The organism is Methylobacterium sp. NMS14P, from assembly GCF_028583545.1.
Taxonomy (GTDB): domain Bacteria; phylum Pseudomonadota; class Alphaproteobacteria; order Rhizobiales; family Beijerinckiaceae; genus Methylobacterium.
In genome coordinates, this window is sequence record NZ_CP087106.1 from 4670122 (window position 1) to 4692519 (window position 22398).

The window sequence follows — 22398 nt, forward strand, 5'->3', positions numbered from 1 at the left end:
GCGGCTCAATCGACCGCCAGCCGGTAGCCGACGCCCCGCACGGTCTGCAGGAAGACCGGGTTGGCGGGATCGACCTCGGTCTTGCGGCGCAGGCGGTTGATCTGCACGTCGACGGTGCGCTCCGCCGCGGCGCCGCCCGGCCCGGCGAGCTGCTCGCGCTCGACATTGGCGCCGCCCGCCGACGCCAGGATCGTCAGGATCTCGCGCTCGCGCTCGGTGATGCGGATCAGCTCGTCGTCCCGGCGCAGCTCGCCCCGGTCGATCCGGAACGCGAACGGCCCGAAGGTCACCGCCTCGGCGGACGGCGCGCGGGGCCGCGCGCTGCGCTTGATGATGTTGTTGAGCCGCAGCGTCAGCTCCCGCGGCTCGAACGGCTTCGGCAGGTAGTCGTCCGCGCCGATCTCCAGCCCCATCACCCGGTCGTTCGGGTTGGAGCGGGCCGTGAGCATCAGGATCGGCACCCGGGAGGTCTCGCGCACGCTGCGGGCGTAGTCGAAGCCGTTCTCGCCGGGCATCATCACGTCGAGCACCATGGCGTCGAACACGACGCTCTGGGCCCGGGCCCGCGCCTCCGCGGCGCTCGCCGCCGCGGTGACCCGGAAGCCCTGGTCGGTGAGGTAGCGGGCGAGCAGCTCGCGCAGGCGACGGTCGTCGTCGACCACGAGGACGTGAGGGGCCTCGTCGGGCAGGTCGGACCGGGCAGCGTGGCTCACGCGGGCTCCTCCGCGCCGACGCGCCCCTCGGCCCCGCCCCCGCGCCGCGCCATCAGGCGCTGGACCGCCGGCCGGTCCTCCGGCTCGATCATCGCCATCAGGAAGTCCTCCGGGGAGCCCCGGGCATCCGGTGCCGCGAGCGCCCGGGCGAGGCGCCGGGCCTGGACCCGCGTCAGGTCGGCCGCGAGGCCGGCACCGGCCTCGGTGCAGTACAGGAGGCGCTGGCGCCGGTCGCTGGAACCGGGCTTCTGCGCGACGTAGCCCTGCCCGATCAGGTCCTTGAGCACCCGGTTCAGGCTCTGCTTGGTGATGCGCAGGATATCGAGGAGCTCGGCGATGGTCAGGCCCGGGTACCGGTCGACGAAGTGCAGCACCCGGTGGTGGGCGCGGCCGAATCCGTAGGCGGCCAGGATCCGGTCCGGATCGCCGACGAAATCCCGGTAGGCGAAGAACAGGAGCTCGATCAGGTCGTCGCTGCCGAGGGCGGCCGGCGCGGCGCCCGGGACGGGTTTCGGCGCGAACATCTCCTCGCGCGGGGCTGTCCGTGTCACGGCGCGGCCGCTCCCAACGGGTGATAGGTCAGTCCCCATGACGTTTCTCAAGGCGGCCCGGGCCCGTCAACCCTGGCCGGGCCGGCCGGGGCGCCGACCGACGCGGATCCTCAAGCACGGCGACGCGGGATCACGCGGGATTGCCGCCGGCCCGACGCCTCCGCTACGCAGGCCCCTCGGGCGACGGGAGCGGACGCGCATGGCCGAGGCAGGGGAACCGGGACCGGGGCGCCTCTGGATCCGCGATCCGCGCGCCGTCCTGGCCGAGGGCGCCGGCGGCGGGCTCGTCGTGGCCGGCACCCGGATCGTCGAGTGCGTGCCGGCGGGCGCGCGGCCCGCCGGCCCCGTGGACGCGACCTTCGACGCGTCGCGCCACGTGGTCATCCCGGGGCTGATCAACACCCACCACCACGCCTTCCAGACGCTGACCCGCGCCCATCCGCTGGCGCTCAACAAGCCGCTCTTCCCCTGGCTGGAGGCGCTCTACACGGTCTGGGGGCGGATCACCCCGGAGGCGTTCCGGCTCGCCACGCGGGTCGCCTTCACCGAGCTGCTGCTCTCGGGCTGCACCACGGCGGGCGACCACCACTACCTGTTCCCGAAGGGCCTGGAAGCGTCGATGGACATCCAGGTCGCCGAGGCCCGCGACCTCGGGATCCGGGCCGCGCTCAGCCGCGGCTCCCTGAGCCTGTCCGACCGGGAGGGCGGCCTGTCGCCCGCGGACCTGACCCAGGACGACGACGCGATCCTCTCGGACTGCGAGCGGGTGCTGGACCTGTTCCACGACCCCGCCCCCGGCGCGATGGTGCAGATCGCCCTCGCGCCCTGCTCGCCGTTCTCGGTGACCGAGCGCCTGATGCGCGCGAGTGCGGAGCTCGCCGCCCGGCGCGGCTGCCGGCTGCACACCCATCTCGGCGAGACGCGGGACGAGGAGGCCTATTGCCGGGCGACGTTCGGCTGCCGCCCGGTGGAGTACCTCGAGGCGGTCGGCTGGCTGAGCGACCGGGTCTGGCTCGCCCACGGCATCCACTTCACCGACGCCGAGGTCGCGCGGCTGGGCGCCGCGGGCGTCGGCGTCTGCCACTGCCCGACCTCGAACATGACCCTGGCCTCTGGGCGCTGCCGCACCTGCGAGCTGGAGGCGGCGGGCGCGCCCATCGGCCTCGGCGTCGACGGCTCGGCCTCGAACGACAGCTCGAACCTGATGGAGGGCGTGCGCCACGCCCTGCTGATCAACCGGCTCAGCTACGGGGCGGAGGCCGTGACGCACCTGGACGCCCTGCGCTGGGCGACCGAGGGCTCGGCCGCCTGCCTCGGCCGCTCCGATATCGGGCAGATCGCGCCGGGCCGCGAGGCCGACCTCGCCCTGTTCACCCTGGACGAGCTGCGCTTCTCCGGCGCCCACGACCCGCTGGCGGCCCTGGTCCTGTGCGGCGCCACCCGGGCCGACCGGGTGATGGTGGCGGGGCGCTGGCGGGTGATCGACGGGCAGCCGCTCGGGGTCGATACCGGGATGCTGCGCGAGGCGCATTCCCGGCTGGCGGTGGACTTGTTCGGGGACGCGTAGGGGCGGCCCATGATCCGACCCGCTCCGTCATCGCGAGCGCAGCGAAGCGAAGCGACCCAGGGCAGCGCGCGATCTCCGGACGCGGTGTGTCCCTGGGTCGCTTCGCTGCGCTCGCGATGACGAGGCGCGGGGCTCGCCCGTGGGCGAGCCCCGTGCGCGTTCCTCAGAACAGCCCGTCGATCTGCCCGTTGGCGTCGAGCCGGATCGTGTCGGCGGCGGGCACCCGGGGCAGGCCCGGCATGGTCATGATCTCCCCGCAGATCGCCACCACGAAGCCCGCGCCGGCCGAGAGCCGGACGTCGCGCACGCCGACGATGTGGCCCTCGGGGGCGCCCATCAGGGTCGGGTCGGTGGAGAACGAGTACTGGGTCTTGGCCATGCAGATCGGCAGGTGGCCGTAGCCGTCCTTCTCGAAGGTGGCGAGCTTGCCGGCGGCCTTGGTCTCGATCTGGATGTCGGCGGCGCCGTACAGCTTGGTGGCGATCGCCCGGATCTTGTCGGTGAGGCGGCTCTCGGTCTCGTAGGCGTGCCGGATCGGCGCCGGCTCGGCCTGGCTGAGCTTGACCACCGCGCGGGCCAGTTCCTCGGCGCCGGCGCCGCCCTCCGCCCAGTGGCGGCAGGTGATCGCCTCCACGTCGAGCCGCTCGCGGCACAACTCCTTGAGCTTGGCGTGCTCGGCGTCGGTGTCGGCGTGGAAGTGGTTGACGCCGACCACCACCGGCAGGCCGAAGCCGCGCAGGTTGGTCACGTGCCGGGCGAGGTTCGCGAAGCCCTTCTCCAGGGCGTCGATGTTCTCGGCCCCGAGGTTCTTCTTGTCGACGCCGCCGTGCATCTTGAGGGCGCGGATCGTCGCCACCACCACCACGGCCGAGGGGGTCAGGCCCGCCTGCCGGCACTTGATGTCCAAAAACTTCTCGGCGCCGAGATCGGCGCCGAAGCCGGCCTCCGTCACCGTGTAGTCGGCGAGCCGCAGGCCGGCCCGGGTGGCGATCACCGAGTTGCAGCCGTGGGCGATGTTGGCGAAGGGGCCGCCGTGGATCAGCGCCGGGTTGCCCTCGAGCGTCTGCACGAGGTTCGGCTGCAGGGCGTCCTTGAGCAGCACCGTCATGGCGCCGGTCGCCTTGACGTCCTTGAGGGTGACGAGCTTGCGGTCGCGGGTCTCGGCGATGACGATCCGGCCGAGGCGCTCCTCCAGGTCGGCGAGGTCCTTGGCGAGGCAGAACACCGCCATCACCTCGGACGCCACCGTGATGTCGAACCCGTCCTCGCGGGGGAAGCCGTTGGCGACGCCGCCCAGCGACTGGTTGATCTGGCGCAGCGCCCGGTCGTTCATGTCGACGACGCGGCGCCAGTGGATGCGGCGGACGTCGATGTTGAGCTCGTTCGCCCAGTAGACGTGGTTGTCGATCAGCGCGGCCGCGAGGCTGTGGGCCGACGTGATGGCGTGGAAGTCGCCGGTGAAGTGCAGGTTGATCTGCTCCATCGGCACGACCTGCGCCTTGCCGCCGCCGGCCGCGCCGCCCTTCATGCCGAAGCACGGCCCGAGCGAGGGCTCGCGCAGGCAGATCATGGTCTTCTCGCCGATGCGGTTCAGGGCATCGCCCAGGCCCACCGTGGTGGTGGTCTTGCCCTCGCCCGCCGGGGTCGGGGAGATCGCGGTGACCAGCACGAGCTTGCCGGGCTTCCGGCTCTCCAGCCCGGCGATGTAGCCGTGGTCGATCTTGGCGATGTGCTTGCCGTAATTGTGGAGCGCGTCATCCGGGATGCCGAGCTTCTCGGCGACCTGCGCGATCGGCTTCAGGGTCGCGGCGCGGGCGATCTCGATGTCTGACGGCATGGGCCTTCCTTCCCTGGGTCGCGGGCACGCTGCCCGCCCGCCGGCTCTTGCCGTGCGACTCTCCTGCCGTGCGGGCCGCGGCTTGGCCGCCCGCGAACGGCCACGCACTGTGCGTCAAAGCCCGCGAAAATGCGCGTCGATTTTTATGAGCTGGCGGACAAAATACTCTTGTCGAGTCCGCTGCCCCCTGCTCAGGCGCGGAGCGGTCCCGAGTCAGCTGCGCAACGCCGAGCGCCGGGCAGCCGCCGCGCGCCCGCGCCGCTCAGAACCTGACCAGCTCGACGCGCCGGTTCTGCGCCCGCCCCGCCTCACCGTCGTTGGCGGCGACCGGGCTGGCGGCGCCGAAGCCCTGGGCCCTCAACCGGTCCCTGGCGATCCCGGCCGCGACGAGCTTCGCCATGACCGCCTTGGCGCGCCCGTCGGACAGGGTCCGGTTGTGCGCGGCGGCCCCGGTCCCGTCCGTGTGGCCGTTGATCGCGAGCCGCAGGCCGGGATCCGTCCGCAGCAGGGCCGCCACCGCGTCGATCTGCGGGGCGGAGGCCGGCAGGATCTCGGTCCTGTCGGTGGCGAAGTTGACCCGGATCACCGCCTTACCCGTCCTGTCGAGATCCTGCTTCAGCTGCTCGGCGGGCAGGAGGGCGGCGGTCTGGACGAACGGCCGCGTCTCGAGGATCGTCCAGGCCGCGCCGTTGCTGTCGGGCACGAAATGCACCCAGATCTGCCGGTCCGGCCGGCGGATCACCCAGGTCTGCGCCGGCGCGCCGTAGACGTTGCCCAGACCCTCGTACATGCCGACCCGGATGTCCTCCGGCAGCGTCTCGGTCACGGAGGCGGGGATCTGGCCGTCCGCGATCTTCCGGCCGCCGGCCTGGGTCAGCACGGCCTCGACGTTCTTCCTCAGCTCGTAGGCGGAGAAGGTCTTGCCGTCCCGGGGACCGATCAGGGACAGGAAGACCCTGCCCTCGACCTCGTGCAGCGCCGTCCCGGTCCAGAACAGGAAATGCCCGAATTCCCGCGTCTCGGGCGGGTTCAGCGGCTGGTAGCCGTCGGGCAGCGCGAAGTAGGGGAAGCGGCCGAGCGGCGCCTCAGAGACGGGAACGGCGTCGGGCGCGAAGGCCGGCGGCGCGGCCGCCGGGTCCTGCGCCCGCGCGGGCGCGGCCCCGATCCCCGACGCCGCGCAGGCGAGGGCCAGCAGGATCCCGACAGGCTTCAGCGCTCTCACGACGCACTCCGGACGTTTCGGAGGCGCGACGATAGCGGGCGCGGATCGGCAGGCAATTAGGTCGCTCGACCTACGGCCTCCGGGAACAGCGCGCGCGATCGCGGGGGACCGACGCGGGCGCCCGGAGCCTGGTCAGGCCGACACGCGCCCCGGCCGGATCTCCCGGCGCGGCCGGGGCCGGGCGGGAGCCCTAGCCCCCCGACTTCTTGGCCTTGTCGGCGGAGCCCGGCGCCTCGTGCGGCTGGGGCGCGCCCTTCGGGAGTTCCGGGTTGTCGGGATTGTGCGGGGCGGCGACCGGGGCCGGCACCGTCTCGGCGGTGGCGGTGGGCTTCTCGATGTCGGGCAGCCCGTCCTTCAGCTTCGCGTTGATCTGCGTGAGGTCGTCCGGCTCGGGGTTCAGGTCCTTGGCGTGCTGCCACTGGAACTTGCCCTCGAGGCGCCGGCCCGCGCGCCAGTAGCCGTCGCCGAGGTGGTCGTTGATGGTCGGATCGCCGGGCTTCAGCTCGACCGCCTTCTCCAGCTCGCGCACCGCGTCGTCCCAGCGGCCGAGGCGGTAGTAGGCCCAGCCGAGGCTGTCGACGATCATGCCGTCCCGCGGGCTGGCGTCCGCGGCCTGCTGCAGCAGCTTGAACGCCTCGTCGATGTTGATGTTCTGATCGACCCAGGAATAGCCGAGGTAGTTCATCACCTGCGCCTTGGCGGCGGGCTGGTTGGCCGGCACCAGCGACAGGGCCTTCTTCAGGTCGGCCTCGGCCTTCGGCCACTGCTTGGCGCGCTCGTAGGCGGTGCCGCGGAAATAGTAGGTCGTCCAGTAGTTGGATTGCGGCCGGTCGCCGATCAGGTCGATGGCGCGGGTGTAGGTGGCCGCCGCCTCCTCGTACTTCTTGCGGGCGCGCTGGACGTTGCCCAGCGCCGTGATGACGTCGATGTCGTCCGGGTGGGCCTTCATCGCCGCGTCGAGATGGGCCAGCGCCTCGTCGCCCTTGCCCATCTGCTCCAGGTTCAGGCCGACCTGGATGTCGGCGTTGAGCTTGAGCGGGGAATTGGCCGGGATCTGCGCGTAGGCCTCGTTGGCGCGCTCGGGCTGCTTCATCCGGTCCAGCGTGTCGGCGAGCGTCAGCCGCGCGAGGGCGTGGTCGGGGGCGAGGTAGAGCGCCAGCCGCAGGTAGATCACCGCGGGCAGCTCGTCGCCCTGGGTCGAGCCGGCCGAGCCGAGGCCGTACAGCACCTCGGCGGCGCCCTCCTGGGCGGTGCCGATCAGCCGCGTGAGCGGCTTGCCCTCCTTCAGCTTCTCGAGGGCATCGCGCACCAGCGGGTGGCGCGGCGAGAGCTGGTCGAAGTCGGAATAGGCCTGGATCGCCAGGTCGGTGCGGCCGAGGCTGGCCTCCATCCGGGCGTAGGCGTCGACGATGCGCAGGGTGTTGTGGTCGGCGTCGTAGGCGGCCTTGAGGCGGCGCTCGGCCTCGGCGTTGTCGCCGGTCACCGACGCGATCAGGCCGGCATGGTAGTCCCGGAAGGTGTTGTAGTAGCGCTCGCCCCGGAGCTTGTTGACCGTCTCCAGCGCCTTCTTACTGTCGCCCGCGCCCGCGTAGGACCAGGCGGTCAGCAGCGTGGCGGTCAGATCGGTCGCCGCCCCGCGGCCGCTCCTCGAGAAATTCTGGCGGGCGGCCGCCCACTGGCCGGCCTTGATCTGGCGCACCCCGAGGGAGAGGTTGGCGAGGCCGTTGGTCGGATCGCGGGCGATCAGCTTCTCGGCGGTGCGGAACGCGTCCGGCAGGGCGCCGTCGGCGAGCAGCGAGATGAAGGCGCGCTCGACGAGTTCCGCGTTGCGCGGGTCGGCCTTCACCGCCTCGCGGTAGAAGGTCGCCGCCGCCGCCGTGTCCCGCGACGCGCCCGCGATGTAGGCGGAGAGGAAGTTGCCCTCGAGCGAGTCCGCGGGCTCGTAGTCGAGCACCGGGGTCGATTCCTTCGGCTGCGCCGCGAGCACGGTCTGCGGAAGCCCGGCGGCGAGCAGCAGGGCGAGCGCCGAAACGCTCCGGCGGGCGCGTGTCATCATCATGAACCGATCGCGGCTCCTGGGCGCCGGCTCACAAGAGGGCCGGGCGCGAGAATGGCGGGGCATCCCCGAAAAAACGTTGGGGACACTGAACCCATCCCGCCAGCCCCGCAAGGCGAAAGGATGGCGCGGGGGCGGATGCCCGGGTCGTCCGCCTTCCCGTCATCGCGAGCGCAGCGAAGCGACCCAGGGCGGCGGGACCGCGGCAAGCGTGGCGCCGCTGGATCGCTTCGCTCCGCTCGCGAAGACGGGTACCTCGGCTCCTCAGCCGAGGGCTGACCTCACATGTTCGGGTAGTTCGGCCCGCCCGGCCCCTCCGGCGTCACCCAGTCGATGTTCTGGTTCGGATCCTTGATGTCGCAGGTCTTGCAGTGGACGCAGTTCTGCGCGTTGATCTGGTAGCGCACGCCGTCGCTGGCGGAGGCGTCCTCTACCCACTCGTAGACGCCCGCCGGGCAGTAGCGGCCCGACGGCCCGCCGTAGACGTCGTGCTCGGAGCGCTTCTGCAGCTCCAGGTCGCGGACCTTCAGGTGGGGCGGCTGGTCCTCCTCGTGGTTGGTGTTCGACAGGTAGACCGAGGAGAGCCGGTCGAAAGTCAGCTTGCCGTCCGGCTTCGGGTAGACGATCGGCGTCACCTCCGAGAGCGGCTTGAGGCAGGCGTGGTCGGGCTTGCCGTGCGAGAGCGTCCCGAACGGCGAGGCGCCGAGGATGCTGGTCGCCCACATGTCGATCCCGCCCAGGCCGACGCCGACCAGCGTGCCGTACTTGGACCAGAGCGGCTTGACGTTGCGCACCGCCTTCAGGTCCTGCCCGATCGGGCTGTCGCGCCAGCCGGCCTCGTAGGCGGTCAGCTCGTCGCCGGCGCGGCCCGCCTTCAGGGCGTCCGCGATGGCGTCGGCCGCCTGCATGCCGGACAGGATCGCGTTGTGCGAGCCCTTGATCCGCGGCACGTTCACGAAGCCGGCCGAGCAGCCGACCAGGCAGCCGCCGGGGAAGACCAGCTTCGGCACCGACTGCCAGCCGCCCTCCATGATCGCCCGCGCGCCGTAGCCGATGCGCTTGGCGCCCTCGAAGGTCTCGGCGATCATCGGATGGGTCTTGAAGCGCTGGAACTCCTCGAACGGCGACAGGGTCGGGTTCTCGTAGTTCAGGTGCGTGACGAAGCCGACCGACAGCAGGTTGTCGTCGAAATGGTAGAGCCAGGAACCGCCGCCGGCCTTGTTGGGCAGCGGCCAGCCCATCGTGTGCTGCACGAGGCCGGGCTCGAACTTGCCGGGCGCGAGCTGCCAGAGCTCCTTCACGCCGAGCCCGTACTTGAAGTGGTCGCTGTGCCGGTTGAGCGCGAAGCGCTGGATCAGGCCCTTGGTCAGGTTGCCCCGGGCGCCCTCGCCGAACACCGTGTACTTGGCGCGCAGCTCCATGCCGCGGGTGTAGTCCTCGCGCGGCTCGCCGGACCGGCCGATGCCGAGATCGCCCGTGGCGACGCCCGCCACGGCGCCGCTGTCGTCGAACAGCACCTCGGAGGCCGGGAAGCCCGGGTAGATCTCGACGCCGAGCGCCTCGGCCTGGGCGCCCAGGTACTTGCACGTGTTCGACAGCGAGCCGACGAAGTTGCCGTGGTTCGACATGAGCTTGGGGAAGAACACGTTCGGCAGGGTGATGCCGCTGTTCTTGGTGAGCATCATGAACTCGTCGCGCTGCACCTCGGTCTTGAGCGGGCGCTCCGGGTCGGTGCGCCACTCGGGCAGCAGGCGATCCAAGCCGATCGGATCGATCACCGCCCCCGACAGGATGTGGGCGCCGACCTCCGAGCCCTTCTCGACGACGACGACCGAGATCTCCTCGCCGATCTCGGCGGCGCGCTGCTTCAGGCGGATCGCGGCGGCGAGGCCGGCCGGGCCGGCGCCCACCACGACCACGTCGAAATCCATGCTCTCGCGTTCGGGCAGCGCCATCCTCGGGTTCCTTTTCTTGTTCCGGCGCCCGGTTCGTCGCCGGGCCGGCCTTCCTGATGCCGTCTCAAGCGATTCCAAGCTAGAAAGGCAAGTTGCCGACGCCCAGGGTTATGGCAAAGTTCCCTTTGCCGCACGGGAGGCTGTCGGTGTGATCCCGCCTCCTCCCTTCTCCGAGACCTCGGCTGCGCTCCGGCACTCCAGGCTGAGGGGGCGGGTAGGACGATCCGTACCCGCCCCTCGGCACCGCGCTGTTCCGTCACGCAAGGCCTTGCCCGCCCGGAAGGTTTCGAGAGTTGTCCACAGGACCCGGCACGCCCACATGATACCTCCGATGCCGAGCCCCACCGACGCGCAAGCCGACCTGATCGCCTATCTCGACTTCCACGTGGAGGCCGGAGCCGACGCGGCGCTCGACGAGCGCCCGCACGACCGCTTCACCGAGGCGGACGCGCCCGCACCGACCCTGCGCGCGCCGCGCCGGGCCGCCCCGCGGGGCACCGCGCAGCCCGCCGAGCCGCCCGCCAGCCCGGTCGCCAACACGCTCGTGCCGCCCCCGGGCTCGGCCCCGCCGGCCGCGGCGCCGCGCACCTTCGGCCGCGCCGCCAGCGCCCAGCCCGACGAGGCCGCGAGCGACGCCCGCGCCCGGGCGCGGCAGGCCGGGAGTCTCGACGAGCTGGAGAAGATCCTGGCGGATTTCGACGCCTGCCCGCTGCGCTTCACCGCCAAGAACCTCGTCTTCGCCGACGGCAATCCCGAGGCGCGCGTGATGTTTCTCGGCGAGGCGCCCGGCGCCGACGAGGACCGGATCGGCAAGCCGTTCATGGGCCGCTCGGGCCAGCTCCTCGACAAGATGATGAAGGCGGTCGGGCTCGACCGGACCAGCGCCTATATCGGCAACATCGTGCCCTGGCGGCCGCCGGGCAACCGCAACCCGACGCCCCAGGAGGTGGCGGTGTGCCGGCCGTTCGTGGAGCGCCAGATCGAGCTCGTCGACCCGGACATCATCGTCTGCCTCGGCGCGCCCGCGACCCAGACGCTGACCGGCACCAAGGACGGCATCCTGCGAACCCGCGGCCGGCTATTCCCGTACAAGTTGCCGAACCGCGAGGTGAAGCTGCTCGCCACCCTCCACCCGGCCTTCCTGCTGCGCCAGCCGGTCCAGAAGCGCCTCGCGTGGCGGGATTTCCGGTCCCTGCGCGCCCTCCTCGACGGGAAAGCTTGACCGCGCGGGCGGAACCGGCTCTCCCCTCCCGCCATTAGAGCTTCGTTCCCGCTGCCGGTGCTCCGGCGGCCGGACACGACGACGCACAGCCAAATCCGGCCCGCCCGAGGCGGCCGGCGCAGCATCGATGGCGGGACCCAACCATGCGCTGGGAAGATCTACGCAGCTCGGACAACGTCGAGGATCGGCGCGGTGAAGGCGGCGGCGGGGGCGGCATGGGCTTTCCCGGCGGCGGCGCCGGCGGGCTCGGCATCGGCACCATCGTGGTGCTGCTGATCATCAGCTACTTCACGGGCATCAACCCGGCGATCCTGATCGGCGGCGCCCAGCAGATCGGCGGCGGCCGCGGCCAGCAGGAGCAGCAGGCCGACCCGCAGACCCAGGCCAAGCGGCGCCAGGCGCCCACCGACGAGAGCGGCCGGTTCGCCTCGAAGATCCTCGGCAACACCGAGGACGTGTGGAGCCAGATCCTGCCGCAGCAGACCGGCAAGCAGTACACCCCGACGACGCTGGTGCTCTACACCGGCGGCACGCGCTCCGGCTGCGGCTCGGCCCAGGCCGCGATGGGCCCGTTCTACTGCCCGCTGGACAAGAAGGTCTATCTCGACACGGGCTTCTTCAAGGAGATGGCCTCGAAGTTCGGCGTGAAGGGCGACTTCGCCTACGCGTACGTGATCGCCCACGAGGTCGGCCACCACGTCCAGGACGTGCTCGGCATCCTCGGCAAGGTCCAGCAGCGCCAGCAGCAGGCCTCCAGCAAGACCGAGGCGAACGCCCTCTCGGTGCGGATCGAGCTGATGGCCGACTGCCTCGCCGGCGTCTGGGCCAAGAACTCCAACGACAAGTACGCCGAGCTCGACAAGGGCGACATCGACGAGGCGCTGAACGCCGCCGCGCAGATCGGCGACGACGCGCTCCAGCAGCGCTCGCGGGGCTACGTGGTGCCGGATTCCTTCACCCACGGCTCCTCGGCCCAGCGCCAGCGCTGGTTCATGGCCGGCTACAAGAGCGGCCAGACCAAGTCCTGCGACACGTTCCGGACGGCGAACAACTGAGGACGGGCCTCGGCTTCAGGAGCCGACCCCGTCATCGCGAGCGCAGCGAAGCGACCCCGGGGTAGCGCGGCATCGGCGGCTGCGGCGCCGCCGGATCGCTTCGCTGCGCTCGCGATGCCGGCGTGCCGAGACCCGGCGGGCACGGGCCTCACCCCCGGCTCAGCCGCCGGGCGTTGGCCTGGACCTTCCGCCGGTAGCTGCGGATCACCTTGCCGTTCGAGGCGCCCGCGGCGAGCATGAGCGCCGCCTCGCCGGCGGCCAGCATCTTCTCGGTCACCATGAGCTGCGCCTCGGCCTGGGCCGCGGGGCCGCCGAGGGCGAACATCGCCATGCGCTGCGCGATGACGCCCTGCGCCTCCAGCCCCAGCATGGCCATGTCCATGCCCGTCATCCACCAACCGAACAGCATCGCGATCCTCATGTTGCCCAGGGCAACGGCCGAGCCTCATCCTGGGTCCCGGGATGCGCCCAGGCCTGCGCCGGACGCAAGCGTTATCCCGCACTGCGGCACCCTGCCTTTGCGCCGCGTCGGCCGATGCCGTAAGCGGCCGGGACACCTCCCGGACACCTTCCGGACAGCGACCTCCCGGACAGCGCCCGCCGCCATGATACGCCTGGACAAGATCACCAAGCAGAACGGGCGGCAGCTCGTCTTCATCGAGGCCTCGGCCGCCCTCCAGCGGGGCGAGAAGGTCGGCCTGGTCGGCCCGAACGGGGCCGGCAAGACCACCCTGTTCCGGATGATCATCGGCCAGGAGCAGCCCGACGAGGGGCAGGTCGCCGCCGACCGGGGCATCACCATCGGCTACTTCAGCCAGGATGTCGGCGAGATGTCCGGGCGCAGCGTCGTCACCGAGACGATGGACGGCGCCGGCCCGGTGAGCGCGGTCGCGGCCGAGCTCGCCGAGCTCGGCGCGGCGCTCGCGGACCCCGACCGCGCCGACGAGATGGACGCCCTGGTCGAGCGCTACGGCGAGGTCCAGGCCCGGTTCGAGGAGCTCGACGGCTACGCCCTGGAGGGCCGGGCCCGCGAGGTGCTCGACGGCCTGAGCTTCAGCCAGGAGATGATGGACGGCGACGTCGGCGCCCTGTCGGGCGGCTGGAAGATGCGCGTCGCGCTCGCCCGCATTCTGCTGATGCGCCCGGACGTGATGCTCCTCGACGAGCCGTCGAACCACCTCGACATCGAGAGCCTGATCTGGCTCGAATCGTTCCTCAAGGCCTACGACGGCGCCCTGCTGATGACCTCGCACGACCGCGAGTTCATGAACCGCATCGTCACCAAGGTCATCGAGATCGACGCCGGCGCGCTCACCACCTACTCGGGCGACTACGCCTTCTACGAGGGCCAGCGGAAGCTCAACGAGGCGCAGCAGCAGGCCCAGTTCGAGCGCCAGCAGGCGATGCTGGCGAAAGAGATCGCCTTCATCGAGCGCTTCAAGGCCCGGGCCTCCCACGCCGCCCAGGTGCAGAGCCGGGTGAAGAAGCTCGACAAGATCGAGCGCGTCGAGCCGCCCCGGCGGCGGCAATCGGTGGCCTTCGAGTTCCAGCCGGCGCCGCGCTCGGGCGACGACGTCGTGATGCTCAAGGGCGTGAACAAGCGCTACGGCACCCGCACGATCTACGAGGGGCTCGACTTCTCGGTGCGGCGCAAGGAGCGCTGGTGCGTGATGGGCATCAACGGCGCCGGCAAGTCGACGCTCCTGAAGCTCGTCACCGGCACCACCGCGCCGGACGACGGCTCTGTCACGGTCGGCGGCAGCGTGAAGCTCGGCTACTTCGCCCAGCACGCCATGGACCTGCTCGACGGCGACCGCACCGTGTTCCAGACCCTGGAGGATGCGTTCCCGCAGGCCGGCCAGGGGTCGCTGCGGGCGCTGGCCGGCTGCTTCGGCTTCTCGGGCGACGACGTCGAGAAGCGCTGCCGGGTGCTCTCGGGCGGCGAGAAGGCCCGGCTGGTCATGGCGCTGATGCTCTACGACCCGCCGAACTTCCTGGTGCTCGACGAGCCGACCAACCACCTCGACATGGGCACCAAGGAGATGCTGATCGAGGCGCTGGCCAATTACGAGGGGACGATGCTGTTCGTGTCCCACGACCGGCACTTCCTGGCCGCCCTCTCGAACCGCGTCCTCGAGGTCACGCCGGAGGGGATCCACCAGTACGGCGGCGGCTACACCGAGTACGTGGCCCGCACCGGCCAGGAGGCGCCCGGCCTGCGGAGCTGACGGTCCGCTCCGTCCTCGCGAGCGCCGCGAAGCGACCCAGGGCAGCGCGCCCTCGGGAAGCGTGGCGCAACTGGATCGCGTCGCCGCGCTCGCGAGGGCGGCGGAGCGTTTCGGCCGAGAGCCCTGCGACCGGCGCACCGCTATCGCCCCCCGGCGCCCCGCGCTAGGCTGCGCCGAAACGGCCCGGGTGAGACGCCGTGCGACGCCTGCTGAAATTCCTCCACACGATGGGGTCCGCGGGGCTGCTGGGGGCCATGGCGTCCCTGGTCGTCATGCTGGGCCTCTCGCCCGCGCCGTCCGCCCTGGCGGGCTACGCGGCGACGCGCGGCGCGATGGGCGCCGTCGCCACCTGGATCTTCCTGCCCGCCCTGGCGGTGACGCTGATGTCGGGCCTGCTGGCGATGGCGCTGAACCGCGCCTTCCTCAATGCCGGATGGGCGTGGCTGAAGCTCGCCACCGGGGTCCTGATGTTCGAGGGCGGCCTGGTCTACGTCCAGGGCCCGATGAAGCAGGAGGCGGAGCAGAGCGCCCGCGCGCTGGCGGGCCTCGTCGATCCCGCGGTGCTGGCCGTCTCGCTGACCGGAGAGCGCGGCACCCTCTGGGTCCTGCTGGCGGTCGCGACCGCGAACGTCGCGCTCGGGATCTGGCGGCCGCGGATCCTGCGGATCCCCCGGTAGCGCCGCCGCGCAGGCCCGGCTTCGGCCTAATGAGTTGCCGGCTATAAATCTATTTCCCGATGCAGAACCCGCTGAACAGCCGGTCGAGGACGTCCTCGACGCCGACGTGGCCCGCGACCGCACCCAGTGCCCGCACCGCGAGCCGCAGATCCTCGGCGGCGAGCTCCGGGAGGCCGCCGACGCTCCCGGAAAGCCGGTCGAGATGCGCCACGCAGGCCTCGAGCGCGGCCCTGTGCCGGGCGCGGGTGATCAGCGCGTCGCCGGTGCCGACACCGTCCTCGGCCGCGGCCTGGATCGCGTCGAGCAGGGCGCTCATGCCGGCGCCGGTATGGGCCGAGACCGTCACGTCAGCCGGGTCGCCCTCCGGTTCTGAGCCGGCAAAAAGATCGGCCTTCGTGCGGACGGTCAGGATCCGGTCGCGCGCCGGCCCGAGATCCGGCACCGCTCCGCCGGGCGGTACGAGGGCGATCACCAGATCGGCCGTGTCGATCCGCGCCCGGGTCCGCACGATGCCCTGCGCCTCGATCGGCTCCGCGGTCTCGCGGAGCCCGGCCGTGTCGACCAGGAGGACCGGCAGGCCGCCGAGGTCGAGCCGGACCTCGATGGCGTCGCGGGTCGTCCCCGGACTGTCCGACACGATGGCCACGTCCCTCTGGCTGAGGGCGTTCAGCAGGGTCGATTTCCCGCTGTTGGGGGCACCCGCCAGCACCACCGTGAACCCTTCGCGCAGGCGCTCGCCGCGGTGGCCGTCGCGCAGCGTCGCGGCGACCGCGTCCCGCAGGCGCGCGGCGCGGTCGAACAGCGCCGCGTCGAGCCCGGCATCGTCCACGTCCCCCTCGTCGGCGAAGTCCAGCGCGGCCTCGGCGGCGGCGAGGCAGTCGATCGCCTCCGCGCGCCACGCGGCCACCTGCCGGCTGAGCGCGCCGTCGAGCTGGCGCAGGGCCTGCCGACGCTGCCCCTCGGTCTCGGCGTCGATCAGGTCGGCGACGGCCTCCGCCTCGGCGAGATCCATCCGGCCGTTGAGCACGGCCCGCCGCGTGAACGCTCCCGGCTCGGCGGCCCGGCACCCGGGGAGGCGGGCCAGGGTCGCGAGGACGCGCATCCGCACGGCCGCGCCACCGTGCAGGTGCAGCTCGCCCATATCCTCGCCGCTGTAGGTGTCCGGTCCGGGAAACCACGCCACCAGCGCCCGGTCGAGCTCGGTGCCGTCGCGCGGATCCCTGAGGCTCCGCAGCGACAGCCGGCGCGGGGCCGGCAGGCGCCCGCCGAGGGCGACGAGCACGTCGCCCGCGGCCGGGCCGCTGATGCGGATCACCGCGACGGCGGCCCGGCCGAAGCCGCTGGCCGGCGCGAAGAGTGTGTCGCTGTCTTTCATGGTCCCCCAGGGCCGCGCGAGGGGCGGAGTTTCACGTGAAACACGCGCGGCCGCCCTATACCATCCCGGTGTCGCGGTGCCGCGCCCTGAAGCGCCGCCGCGATCTCGAACGGGGATGCCCCATGATCGTCTGGACCCGCCGCGCCGTCGGCCTCGGCCTGCTCACCGCGCCCCTCGCCCTCCCCGCGCGCGCCGAGGAGGCGGAGCCGGACTGGGCCGCCATCGAGCACCGGCTGGGCGGCCGCCTCGGAATCGCCGCCGCGGGGGACCGCGTCCTCGCCGCCTATCGCGCCGACGCGCGCTTCCCGATGTGCAGCACCTTCAAGGTTCTGGCGGTGGCGGCGGTGCTGGCGCGGGTCGATGCCGGCCGCGAGACCCTCGACCGGATCGTCGCCTACGGTCCCAGCGACCTCCTGAGCTACGCGCCAGTGACCCGGAAGGCGCTGGAGGCCGGCGCCGGGAGCGGACGGATGAGCGTCGCGGACCTGTGCGCGGCCACGCTGGTCTGGAGCGACAACGCGGCCGCCAACCTGCTCCTGGCGGATCTCGGCGGCCCCGCGGCGCTGACCGCGTGGCTGCGGACCACCGGCGATCCCGTCACCCGCCTCGACCGGACCGAGCCGACCCTCAACACCGCGCTGCCCGGCGACCCGCGCGACACGACCACGCCGGACGCCATGCGGGCGACCCTGGGCCGGATCCTCCTCGGCACCGTCCTGTCGCCGGCCTCGCGCGGCCGGCTGGAGGCCTGGATGGTCGCCTGCGAGACCGGTCGCAACCGCCTGAGGGCCGGCCTGCCGCCCGACTGGAGCGTGGGCGACAAGACCGGGAGCGGCGACAACGGCACCGTCAACGACGTGGCGATCCTGCGGCCGCCGGGGCGCGCGCCGATCCTCGTGGCGGTCTACGTCACGGAATCGACGGCCTCCCCCGAGACCTGCGCGGCGGCCTACGCGGAGATCGGCCGCCTCATCGCCGCGCGCGCCCATTCGACCTGACCGGACGAGCCAGGCAGACACCCACCATGAAGACGCCCACCAAGACGACGCGCGCGACGCTCGCCCTCGACAAGGCCGGTATCCGGCACAGCCTCCACGTCTACGCGTACGATCCCGACGCGCCGCGCATCGGCCTGCAGGCCGCGGAGGCGCTCGGGGTGGACCCGGGACGCGTCCTCAAGACCCTGATGGCGTCGGTGGACGGACGAACGGTCTGCCTGCTCGTGGCCTCCGACAGGGAGGTGTCGATGAAACGGGTCGCCGCCGCCTTCTCGGGCAAGGCCGCGTCCATGCTCAAGCCCGCCGACGCCGAGCGGCTGACCGGCTACCACGTCGGCGGGATCAGCCCCCTGGGGCAGAAGCGCCCCGTCCCGACCGCGATCGACGCCGGATCCCTGACCGACCCGGCGGCCGAGATCCACGTCAACGGCGGCGGCCGGGGCCTGCAGATCCGGCTGACCGAGGGCGATCTCGTCGGCGCCCTGAAGGCCCTCGTCGTGCCGCTCGCGTGATCCCGCGGTAAGCGTCCGTTTACCCTGCCGTCGCACGGTGCCGCCTTCCGGCTGAGATGGAGGCGGCATGCGGGCGACGACGCGCAGGGCGGTGACGGCGCTCGGATTCGTCCTGCTGCTCGCCGGACCGGGCCGCGCGGCCGACCTCGACTATCGCGGCGGCGGCGAGACGGGCGCGGGCGGCAGCCCCCGCTTCTTCCCGCGCAACGACGGCCTCGACCGTCGGCCGGTCTACGCCGTCCGGTCCCGTCCCGTGCCGGTGGGCTGCACGCCCCGGCGGGTGCCGGTGCCCACCAACGCCCCGGACGATCCGAGCTATGTCGGGTCGGAGTACGGCCTCGGGCATCCGAGCTACTACGGCTTCACGCCGCCGCTCGGCGTGGACGATCCCTTCGGGCGCTCCCTCCTGCCCTACTGCCCCTGAGGCCGACCGAGGCGGCGCGGCTCGTGACCGGACTGCCGGATTCCACCGCCCCGCATCATGCTCTAGACCGGCCCTGCCCTCCCCCGGAGCCCGTGCCGTGTCCGAGTCGACCTTCCAGTCCTTCCGCGATCTCGCAGCCCTGCGCGGATGCGTGGCCGCGTGGCGCGCGGCGGGCGAGCGCGTCGTCCTGATCCCGACCATGGGGGCCCTGCACGACGGGCACCTCGCCCTCGTGGCCGAGGCGCGGCGGATCGGCCGCCGGACCGTCGCCAGCATCTTCGTCAACCCGACCCAGTTCGGCCCGAACGAGGATTTCGCCCGCTATCCCCGCGACCTGGACGCGGATCTGGCCCTGCTGGCGCGGGCCGGCGCGGACGCCGCCTGGACGCCCGGCGTCGAGACCATGTACCCGCCGGGCTTCGCCACCCGGATCGAGGTCGCCGGCCTGACCGAGGGCCTGTGCGGTCCGTTCCGGCCCGGCCATTTCGCCGGCGTCGCCACGGTGGTGACCAAGCTCCTCAACCAGGTCCGCCCGGACGTCGCCCTGTTCGGCGAGAAGGATTTCCAGCAGCTCCGCGTGCTCCAGCAGGTGGCGGCGGATCTCGACCTCGCGGCGGAGATCCGCGGCGTGCCGACCGTGCGCGAGCCCGACGGCCTCGCGCTGTCGTCGCGCAACCGCTACCTCTCGGCCGAGGAGCGCGCCGTCGCCCCGAAACTCCAGGCCGTCCTGTCCGAGATCGCGTCCGCGTCCCGCAACGGCACCCCCGTGGCCGGCCGGATCGCCGCCGGGCGGGCGGCGCTGGAGGCGGCGGGGTTCCGCGTCCAGTATCTCGCGGTCTGCGACGCCCGGACCCTGGTGCCGGTGGAGCGGGTGGACGGCCCGGCCCGCGTGATCGCCGCGGCCTTCCTGGGGCGGACCCGGCTGATCGACAACCGCGCCGTCTAGGCCGGCCGCGCCGGCCCGGGCAGGGCCGAAGCCGGTCCGACCACCGGCAATCGTGGCCGCCGGGCCACGACGCCCGGATTTCCGGGATTCACTGCACCAGGTGATTGGCGCCGCTTGACCGACCTGATCTCTGCTGGTCGCGTGATCGGAACGCGCACCGCACCGGCCGTCCTGGCCGTGTCCCTCGCCCTGGCGGGCCCCGCCGGCGCCGGTGAGGACGCGTTCGAGGGGATGGCCGGCCCCTACGGCGAACGCCTGCGCTACGACGCGAAGGGTCTGACCCTCGCCTTCCCCGAGCCCGACGTGAAGCTCCAGATCGGCGGCCGGCTGCACATCGACGGCGGTGCGGCGGGCTTCGGCCGGCCGGACCTGCCCGAGGCCTTCCCCGACAGCGTCGCCGTGCGCCGGGCCTGGATCGAGCCGACGCTCACGATCGGCCGCGACTGGGTGATCGCCTTCCAGTACGATTTCGCCGACCCGATGCTGCCGATCAACGACGCGCTGGTCGCCTGGAAGGGGCTGCCGGACACGATCCTGACCCTCGGCAACATGAAGGAGCCCTTCAGCCTGGAATGGCTGCAGAGCAACAACGACACGCTGTTCGTCGAGCGCTCGGTGGCCAACGCCCTCGTGCCGGAGCGCCGGTTCGGCTTCGCGGCCGGCCATCACGGGGCGGTCTGGACCGCGGTGGCCGGCGTGTTCGGCAACGCGGCCAGCAGCGGCATCGACGGCGACGGCGTCGCGGTGGCGGCCCGCGCCACCGTCGCGCCGATCATGAAAGGGGACGAGACCCTGCATCTCGGACTCGCCGGGGTCTTCCGCAGCCGGTCCCGGTCGGACGGTGCCTTCAGCTTCTCCAGCCCCGCCGGCGCCTTCCTGTTCCAGCGCCCCCTGGTGGATACCGGCGACCTCCCCGACGCCGCCAGCGTGTCGCGCCTCGGCGCCGAGCTGGCCTATCGCCGGGGTCCGTTCCTGCTGCAGGCCGAGTACATCCGGGCCGAGCTGCAGCCGTTCCGCGGTCCCGGCCAGCCCGGCACCGGGCTCGACTTCCAGGGGGGCTACGTCGAGGCGGCCCTGGTGCTCAACGGCGAGGGCCGCGCCTACGCGCTCACGCCGCAGAGCGGCACCACCTACGCGGTCTTCAGGGGCGTGACGGTTCCGGAGGCGCAGCGCCTGTCCCGGGGCGGGATCGGCGTGTTCGAGCTGGCGGCGCGCTACAGCGCCGTCGACCTGGACGCCCGCGGGTTCCGCGGGGGCATGGAGCGGGACGTGACCCTCGGCCTGAGCTGGTATCCCGAACCCAACCTGCGGCTGATCGGGAACGTCGTCCACGGGCGCGTGCGGCCGGGTGAGGCCCAGTCCGACACCCTGGGCACCCGCCCGTTCTCGGTCGACACGGTGATCGCGCGCCTGCAGATCTACTGGTGACGCGCCTGGCCGGGGCGGCCCGAGCCTCGGCCGCGCCCCCTCACACGGCCCGGCGCAGGACCGACCGGAACGGGCGCCGCTCGGGCTCCGGCGGGGGCGTCGGCTCCTCGGAGGGCGGGGCCGCCAGGACCTCCGCGCGCACCGGGCGGGGGGCCGCGAAAGCCGTCCCCTGCGCGAACGGCACGTCGAGGTCGATCAGGTCCGGGACGTCGGCCTCGTCGGCGACACCCGTGGCGACGACGCGGATCCCAGCCCGGGCCAGGGCCGGGGCGGTGTCCTCGACGGCGATGTCCGACAGGCTGCCGCGGCCCGCGCCGGGCCGCAGCAGCATCTCCGCCGGCACCTTGACCTGCCCGATGCCGAGCGCCGCGAGTTCGGCGGCGTCGAAGCGGAGGTCGTCCGGCCGGTCGAGGCTGAACCCGATCCGGCCCTGCAGGGGCGCGAGCAGGCCCCGCTGGCCGGCATCGAGACGGCGCCAGCTCTCCTGCGGCAGCGCGATGGTCAGGCCGGCCAGGGCCGGATCGTCGGCGGCCGTGCGCGCCAGCTCGCGCAGCAGGCCGGGCTCGAACAGCGACAGCGGCGACAGCCCGTAGGTCAGCAGGGTCTCGCTGCCGCGCCGCGCGAGGTGGCGCGCCACGACGGTGGCCCGCTGCAGCATCCGGCGGTCGAGTTCGGTGGTGCGCCCGAAGCGCTCCAGCACCGGCAGGAACACCTCGGGCTCGACCGGCGGCGCGCCGGGGCCGCCGATCCGCAACCGGGCCAGCGCCTCGTAGGCCACGACCTTGCGCTGCGGCAGGGTGACGACCGGCTGCAGGTGGATCTCCAGGCCATCGCCTTCGAAGGCCGCGATGATCGCAGCCTCGTCGGCGGGCGCGGCCGCGGGCCGGGGCGGGATCGGCCGCGGGGGGATCGGCCGCGCCGGGACGGACGGGACCGGGTCCGGGACGGGCTGCCGGTCCGCCGGAGCCGGCTGCGGCCGGGGCGGGACCCGCTCGAGCGGGGTGGCCTGGGCCCGCGGCTGCGGCAGCAACGGGGCAGCTGCGGCGTCCAGGGCCGCGACGGGCGCCGCGGGCTGCGGCCGGGGCGTCTCGGTGGTTCTGATCTCGGGCGCGATCTCCGGCCGGGCCTTGAGGGCCGCGATCTCGGTATCCTGGGCGCTCACGACCGTGGTGAGATCGCGGACGATCCCGCTGAGGAGCCCGAACTCGACCGTCAGCTCCTCGATCTGCGCCCGCAGGGCGGCCTCGGCGGTCTCGGGTCGCGGCTGGGCCGCCGCGGTCGCGGCCGCCGTCTCGACCTTGAGCAGGCGCCGGGACAGCAGATCGACCTCGCCGGACAGCTTCTCGCAGCGCGCCTTGAGGGTGGCGATACGGGTCAGGGCGAGACCGCCCGCCAAGGCGGCCGCGGCGCCGAGCGTCAGGGCACTCCAGAGCGGCAGGAACACCGCGAGCGGCCCGAACACGACGAGCCCGAGAAGGCCGACCGTCAGCAGCCCCGCGTACCGGCCGAGGACCGGGACCATCGTCTGAATACCTGCCAGGGACGCGCGCCGGTCGCCGGGGGACATCCCGAGCGATCCCCACCGGGTGCGAACCGAATCGCAGGATCATTGGCCGCCCGCACCCCGCCCGG

At 72.7% G+C, this 22398-nt stretch carries 19 protein-coding genes; 10 read left to right on the forward strand and 9 right to left on the reverse strand.

Annotation, left to right across the window (positions count from 1 at the left end):
* Nucleotides 1-5: 5 nt before the first annotated feature.
* Nucleotides 6-713, reverse strand: coding sequence for a response regulator (locus LOK46_RS22235; RefSeq protein WP_273560570.1), 708 nt, complete (start codon nt 711-713; stop codon nt 6-8).
* Nucleotides 710-1237 (reverse strand): MarR family winged helix-turn-helix transcriptional regulator, encoded by a 528-nt coding sequence (locus LOK46_RS22240; RefSeq protein WP_273564670.1) that lies wholly within the window; start codon nt 1235-1237, stop codon nt 710-712. The genes LOK46_RS22235 and LOK46_RS22240 overlap by 4 nt, the downstream gene beginning before the upstream one ends.
* 226 nt (nt 1238-1463) lie before the next feature.
* Here LOK46_RS22240 and LOK46_RS22245 point away from each other — a divergent pair, with 226 nt between their 5' ends.
* Nucleotides 1464-2831 carry an 8-oxoguanine deaminase gene (locus tag LOK46_RS22245; protein WP_273560571.1) on the forward strand — a complete coding sequence of 456 codons (1368 nt, stop codon included), beginning with the start codon at nt 1464-1466 and terminating at the stop codon, nt 2829-2831.
* 163 nt (nt 2832-2994) lie between these two features.
* Here the strand turns inward: LOK46_RS22245 and LOK46_RS22250 are convergent, their stop codons facing one another.
* The 4 genes from LOK46_RS22250 to LOK46_RS22265 all read right to left on the reverse strand — a co-directional run bounded on the left by LOK46_RS22250 (nt 2995) and on the right by LOK46_RS22265 (nt 9901).
* Nucleotides 2995-4668 carry a formate--tetrahydrofolate ligase gene (locus LOK46_RS22250; RefSeq protein ID WP_273560572.1) on the reverse strand — a complete coding sequence of 558 codons (1674 nt, stop codon included), beginning with the start codon at nt 4666-4668 and terminating at the stop codon, nt 2995-2997.
* Between the two features lie 262 nt (nt 4669-4930).
* Nucleotides 4931-5890, reverse strand: a complete 960-nt coding sequence (locus LOK46_RS22255; protein WP_273560573.1) for an OmpA family protein — start codon at nt 5888-5890, stop codon at nt 4931-4933.
* A 190-nt stretch (nt 5891-6080) separates the two neighbouring features.
* Nucleotides 6081-7949, reverse strand: coding sequence for a tetratricopeptide repeat protein (locus tag LOK46_RS22260; RefSeq protein ID WP_273560574.1), 1869 nt, complete (start codon nt 7947-7949; stop codon nt 6081-6083).
* 278 nt (nt 7950-8227) lie between these two features.
* Nucleotides 8228-9901, reverse strand: a complete 1674-nt coding sequence (locus tag LOK46_RS22265) for an electron transfer flavoprotein-ubiquinone oxidoreductase (RefSeq protein ID WP_273560575.1) — start codon at nt 9899-9901, stop codon at nt 8228-8230.
* 331 nt (nt 9902-10232) lie between these two features.
* On the opposite strand from LOK46_RS22265, the gene LOK46_RS22270 reads away from it, so the two are divergent.
* Both LOK46_RS22270 and ypfJ read left to right on the forward strand, forming a co-directional pair.
* The gene (locus LOK46_RS22270; RefSeq protein ID WP_273560576.1) at nt 10233-11123 is read left to right on the forward strand and encodes a uracil-DNA glycosylase; all 891 of its coding nucleotides are present in this window, start codon (nt 10233-10235) and stop codon (nt 11121-11123) included.
* 143 nt (nt 11124-11266) lie between these two features.
* Nucleotides 11267-12178: a KPN_02809 family neutral zinc metallopeptidase gene (ypfJ, locus tag LOK46_RS22275; RefSeq protein WP_273560577.1), complete on the forward strand. Its 912-nt coding sequence runs from the start codon at nt 11267-11269 to the stop codon at nt 12176-12178.
* Between the two features lie 148 nt (nt 12179-12326).
* On the opposite strand, the gene LOK46_RS22280 is transcribed toward ypfJ, so the two are convergent.
* Nucleotides 12327-12587 carry a hypothetical protein gene (locus tag LOK46_RS22280; RefSeq protein ID WP_020094308.1) on the reverse strand — a complete coding sequence of 87 codons (261 nt, stop codon included), beginning with the start codon at nt 12585-12587 and terminating at the stop codon, nt 12327-12329.
* Between the two features lie 196 nt (nt 12588-12783).
* Between LOK46_RS22280 and LOK46_RS22285 the strand changes: the two genes are divergently transcribed.
* Nucleotides 12784-14406 carry an ABC-F family ATP-binding cassette domain-containing protein gene (locus tag LOK46_RS22285; RefSeq protein ID WP_273560578.1) on the forward strand — a complete coding sequence of 541 codons (1623 nt, stop codon included), beginning with the start codon at nt 12784-12786 and terminating at the stop codon, nt 14404-14406.
* Nucleotides 14407-14603: 197 nt separating this feature from the next.
* Nucleotides 14604-15083 (forward strand): hypothetical protein, encoded by a 480-nt coding sequence (locus LOK46_RS22290; RefSeq protein WP_273560579.1) that lies wholly within the window; start codon nt 14604-14606, stop codon nt 15081-15083.
* 49 nt (nt 15084-15132) lie between these two features.
* Here the strand turns inward: LOK46_RS22290 and mnmE are convergent, their stop codons facing one another.
* Nucleotides 15133-16458 (reverse strand): tRNA uridine-5-carboxymethylaminomethyl(34) synthesis GTPase MnmE, encoded by a 1326-nt coding sequence (gene mnmE, locus LOK46_RS22295; protein ID WP_273560580.1) that lies wholly within the window; start codon nt 16456-16458, stop codon nt 15133-15135.
* A 122-nt stretch (nt 16459-16580) separates the two neighbouring features.
* On the opposite strand from mnmE, the gene bla reads away from it, so the two are divergent.
* From bla to LOK46_RS22320, 5 genes are all read left to right on the forward strand, one after another.
* Nucleotides 16581-17456, forward strand: a complete 876-nt coding sequence (gene bla, locus LOK46_RS22300) for a class A beta-lactamase (RefSeq protein WP_273560581.1) — start codon at nt 16581-16583, stop codon at nt 17454-17456.
* 26 nt (nt 17457-17482) lie between these two features.
* Complete coding sequence (locus LOK46_RS22305) at nt 17483-17968, forward strand: aminoacyl-tRNA deacylase (protein WP_273560582.1); 486 nt, start codon at nt 17483-17485, stop codon at nt 17966-17968.
* A 67-nt stretch (nt 17969-18035) separates the two neighbouring features.
* Nucleotides 18036-18392 (forward strand): hypothetical protein, encoded by a 357-nt coding sequence (locus tag LOK46_RS22310; protein WP_273560583.1) that lies wholly within the window; start codon nt 18036-18038, stop codon nt 18390-18392.
* A 97-nt stretch (nt 18393-18489) separates the two neighbouring features.
* Complete coding sequence (gene panC, locus LOK46_RS22315; RefSeq protein ID WP_273560584.1) at nt 18490-19338, forward strand: pantoate--beta-alanine ligase; 849 nt, start codon at nt 18490-18492, stop codon at nt 19336-19338.
* Nucleotides 19339-19479: 141 nt separating this feature from the next.
* The gene (locus LOK46_RS22320; protein ID WP_443192906.1) at nt 19480-20766 is read left to right on the forward strand and encodes an OprO/OprP family phosphate-selective porin; all 1287 of its coding nucleotides are present in this window, start codon (nt 19480-19482) and stop codon (nt 20764-20766) included.
* Between the two features lie 40 nt (nt 20767-20806).
* Here LOK46_RS22320 and LOK46_RS22325 read toward each other — a convergent pair whose 3' ends face one another.
* Entirely contained in the window at nt 20807-22333 is a 1527-nt protein-coding gene (locus LOK46_RS22325; RefSeq protein WP_273560586.1) for an EAL domain-containing protein, read from the reverse strand.
* Between the last annotated feature and the right edge of the window lie 65 nt (nt 22334-22398).

Bases quoted from the DNA above. Each gene is read 5' to 3' on its own strand.
- LOK46_RS22250 (WP_273560572.1), bottom strand. From the start codon at position 4,668: ATGCCGTCAGACATCGAGATCGCCCGCGCCGCGACCCTGAAGCCGATC.
- mnmE (WP_273560580.1), bottom strand. From the start codon at position 16,458: ATGAAAGACAGCGACACACTCTTCGCGCCGGCCAGCGGCTTCGGCCGG.
- LOK46_RS22240 (WP_273564670.1), bottom strand. From the start codon at position 1,237: ATGTTCGCGCCGAAACCCGTCCCGGGCGCCGCGCCGGCCGCCCTCGGC.
- LOK46_RS22325 (WP_273560586.1), bottom strand. From the start codon at position 22,333: ATGTCCCCCGGCGACCGGCGCGCGTCCCTGGCAGGTATTCAGACGATG.
- LOK46_RS22260 (WP_273560574.1), bottom strand. From the start codon at position 7,949: ATGATGATGACACGCGCCCGCCGGAGCGTTTCGGCGCTCGCCCTGCTG.
- LOK46_RS22285 (WP_273560578.1), top strand. From the start codon at position 12,784: ATGATACGCCTGGACAAGATCACCAAGCAGAACGGGCGGCAGCTCGTC.
- LOK46_RS22245 (WP_273560571.1), top strand. From the start codon at position 1,464: ATGGCCGAGGCAGGGGAACCGGGACCGGGGCGCCTCTGGATCCGCGAT.
- LOK46_RS22270 (WP_273560576.1), top strand. From the start codon at position 10,233: ATGCCGAGCCCCACCGACGCGCAAGCCGACCTGATCGCCTATCTCGAC.
- LOK46_RS22265 (WP_273560575.1), bottom strand. From the start codon at position 9,901: ATGGCGCTGCCCGAACGCGAGAGCATGGATTTCGACGTGGTCGTGGTG.
- bla (WP_273560581.1), top strand. From the start codon at position 16,581: ATGATCGTCTGGACCCGCCGCGCCGTCGGCCTCGGCCTGCTCACCGCG.
- LOK46_RS22310 (WP_273560583.1), top strand. From the start codon at position 18,036: ATGCGGGCGACGACGCGCAGGGCGGTGACGGCGCTCGGATTCGTCCTG.
- ypfJ (WP_273560577.1), top strand. From the start codon at position 11,267: ATGCGCTGGGAAGATCTACGCAGCTCGGACAACGTCGAGGATCGGCGC.
- LOK46_RS22280 (WP_020094308.1), bottom strand. From the start codon at position 12,587: ATGCTGTTCGGTTGGTGGATGACGGGCATGGACATGGCCATGCTGGGG.
- LOK46_RS22305 (WP_273560582.1), top strand. From the start codon at position 17,483: ATGAAGACGCCCACCAAGACGACGCGCGCGACGCTCGCCCTCGACAAG.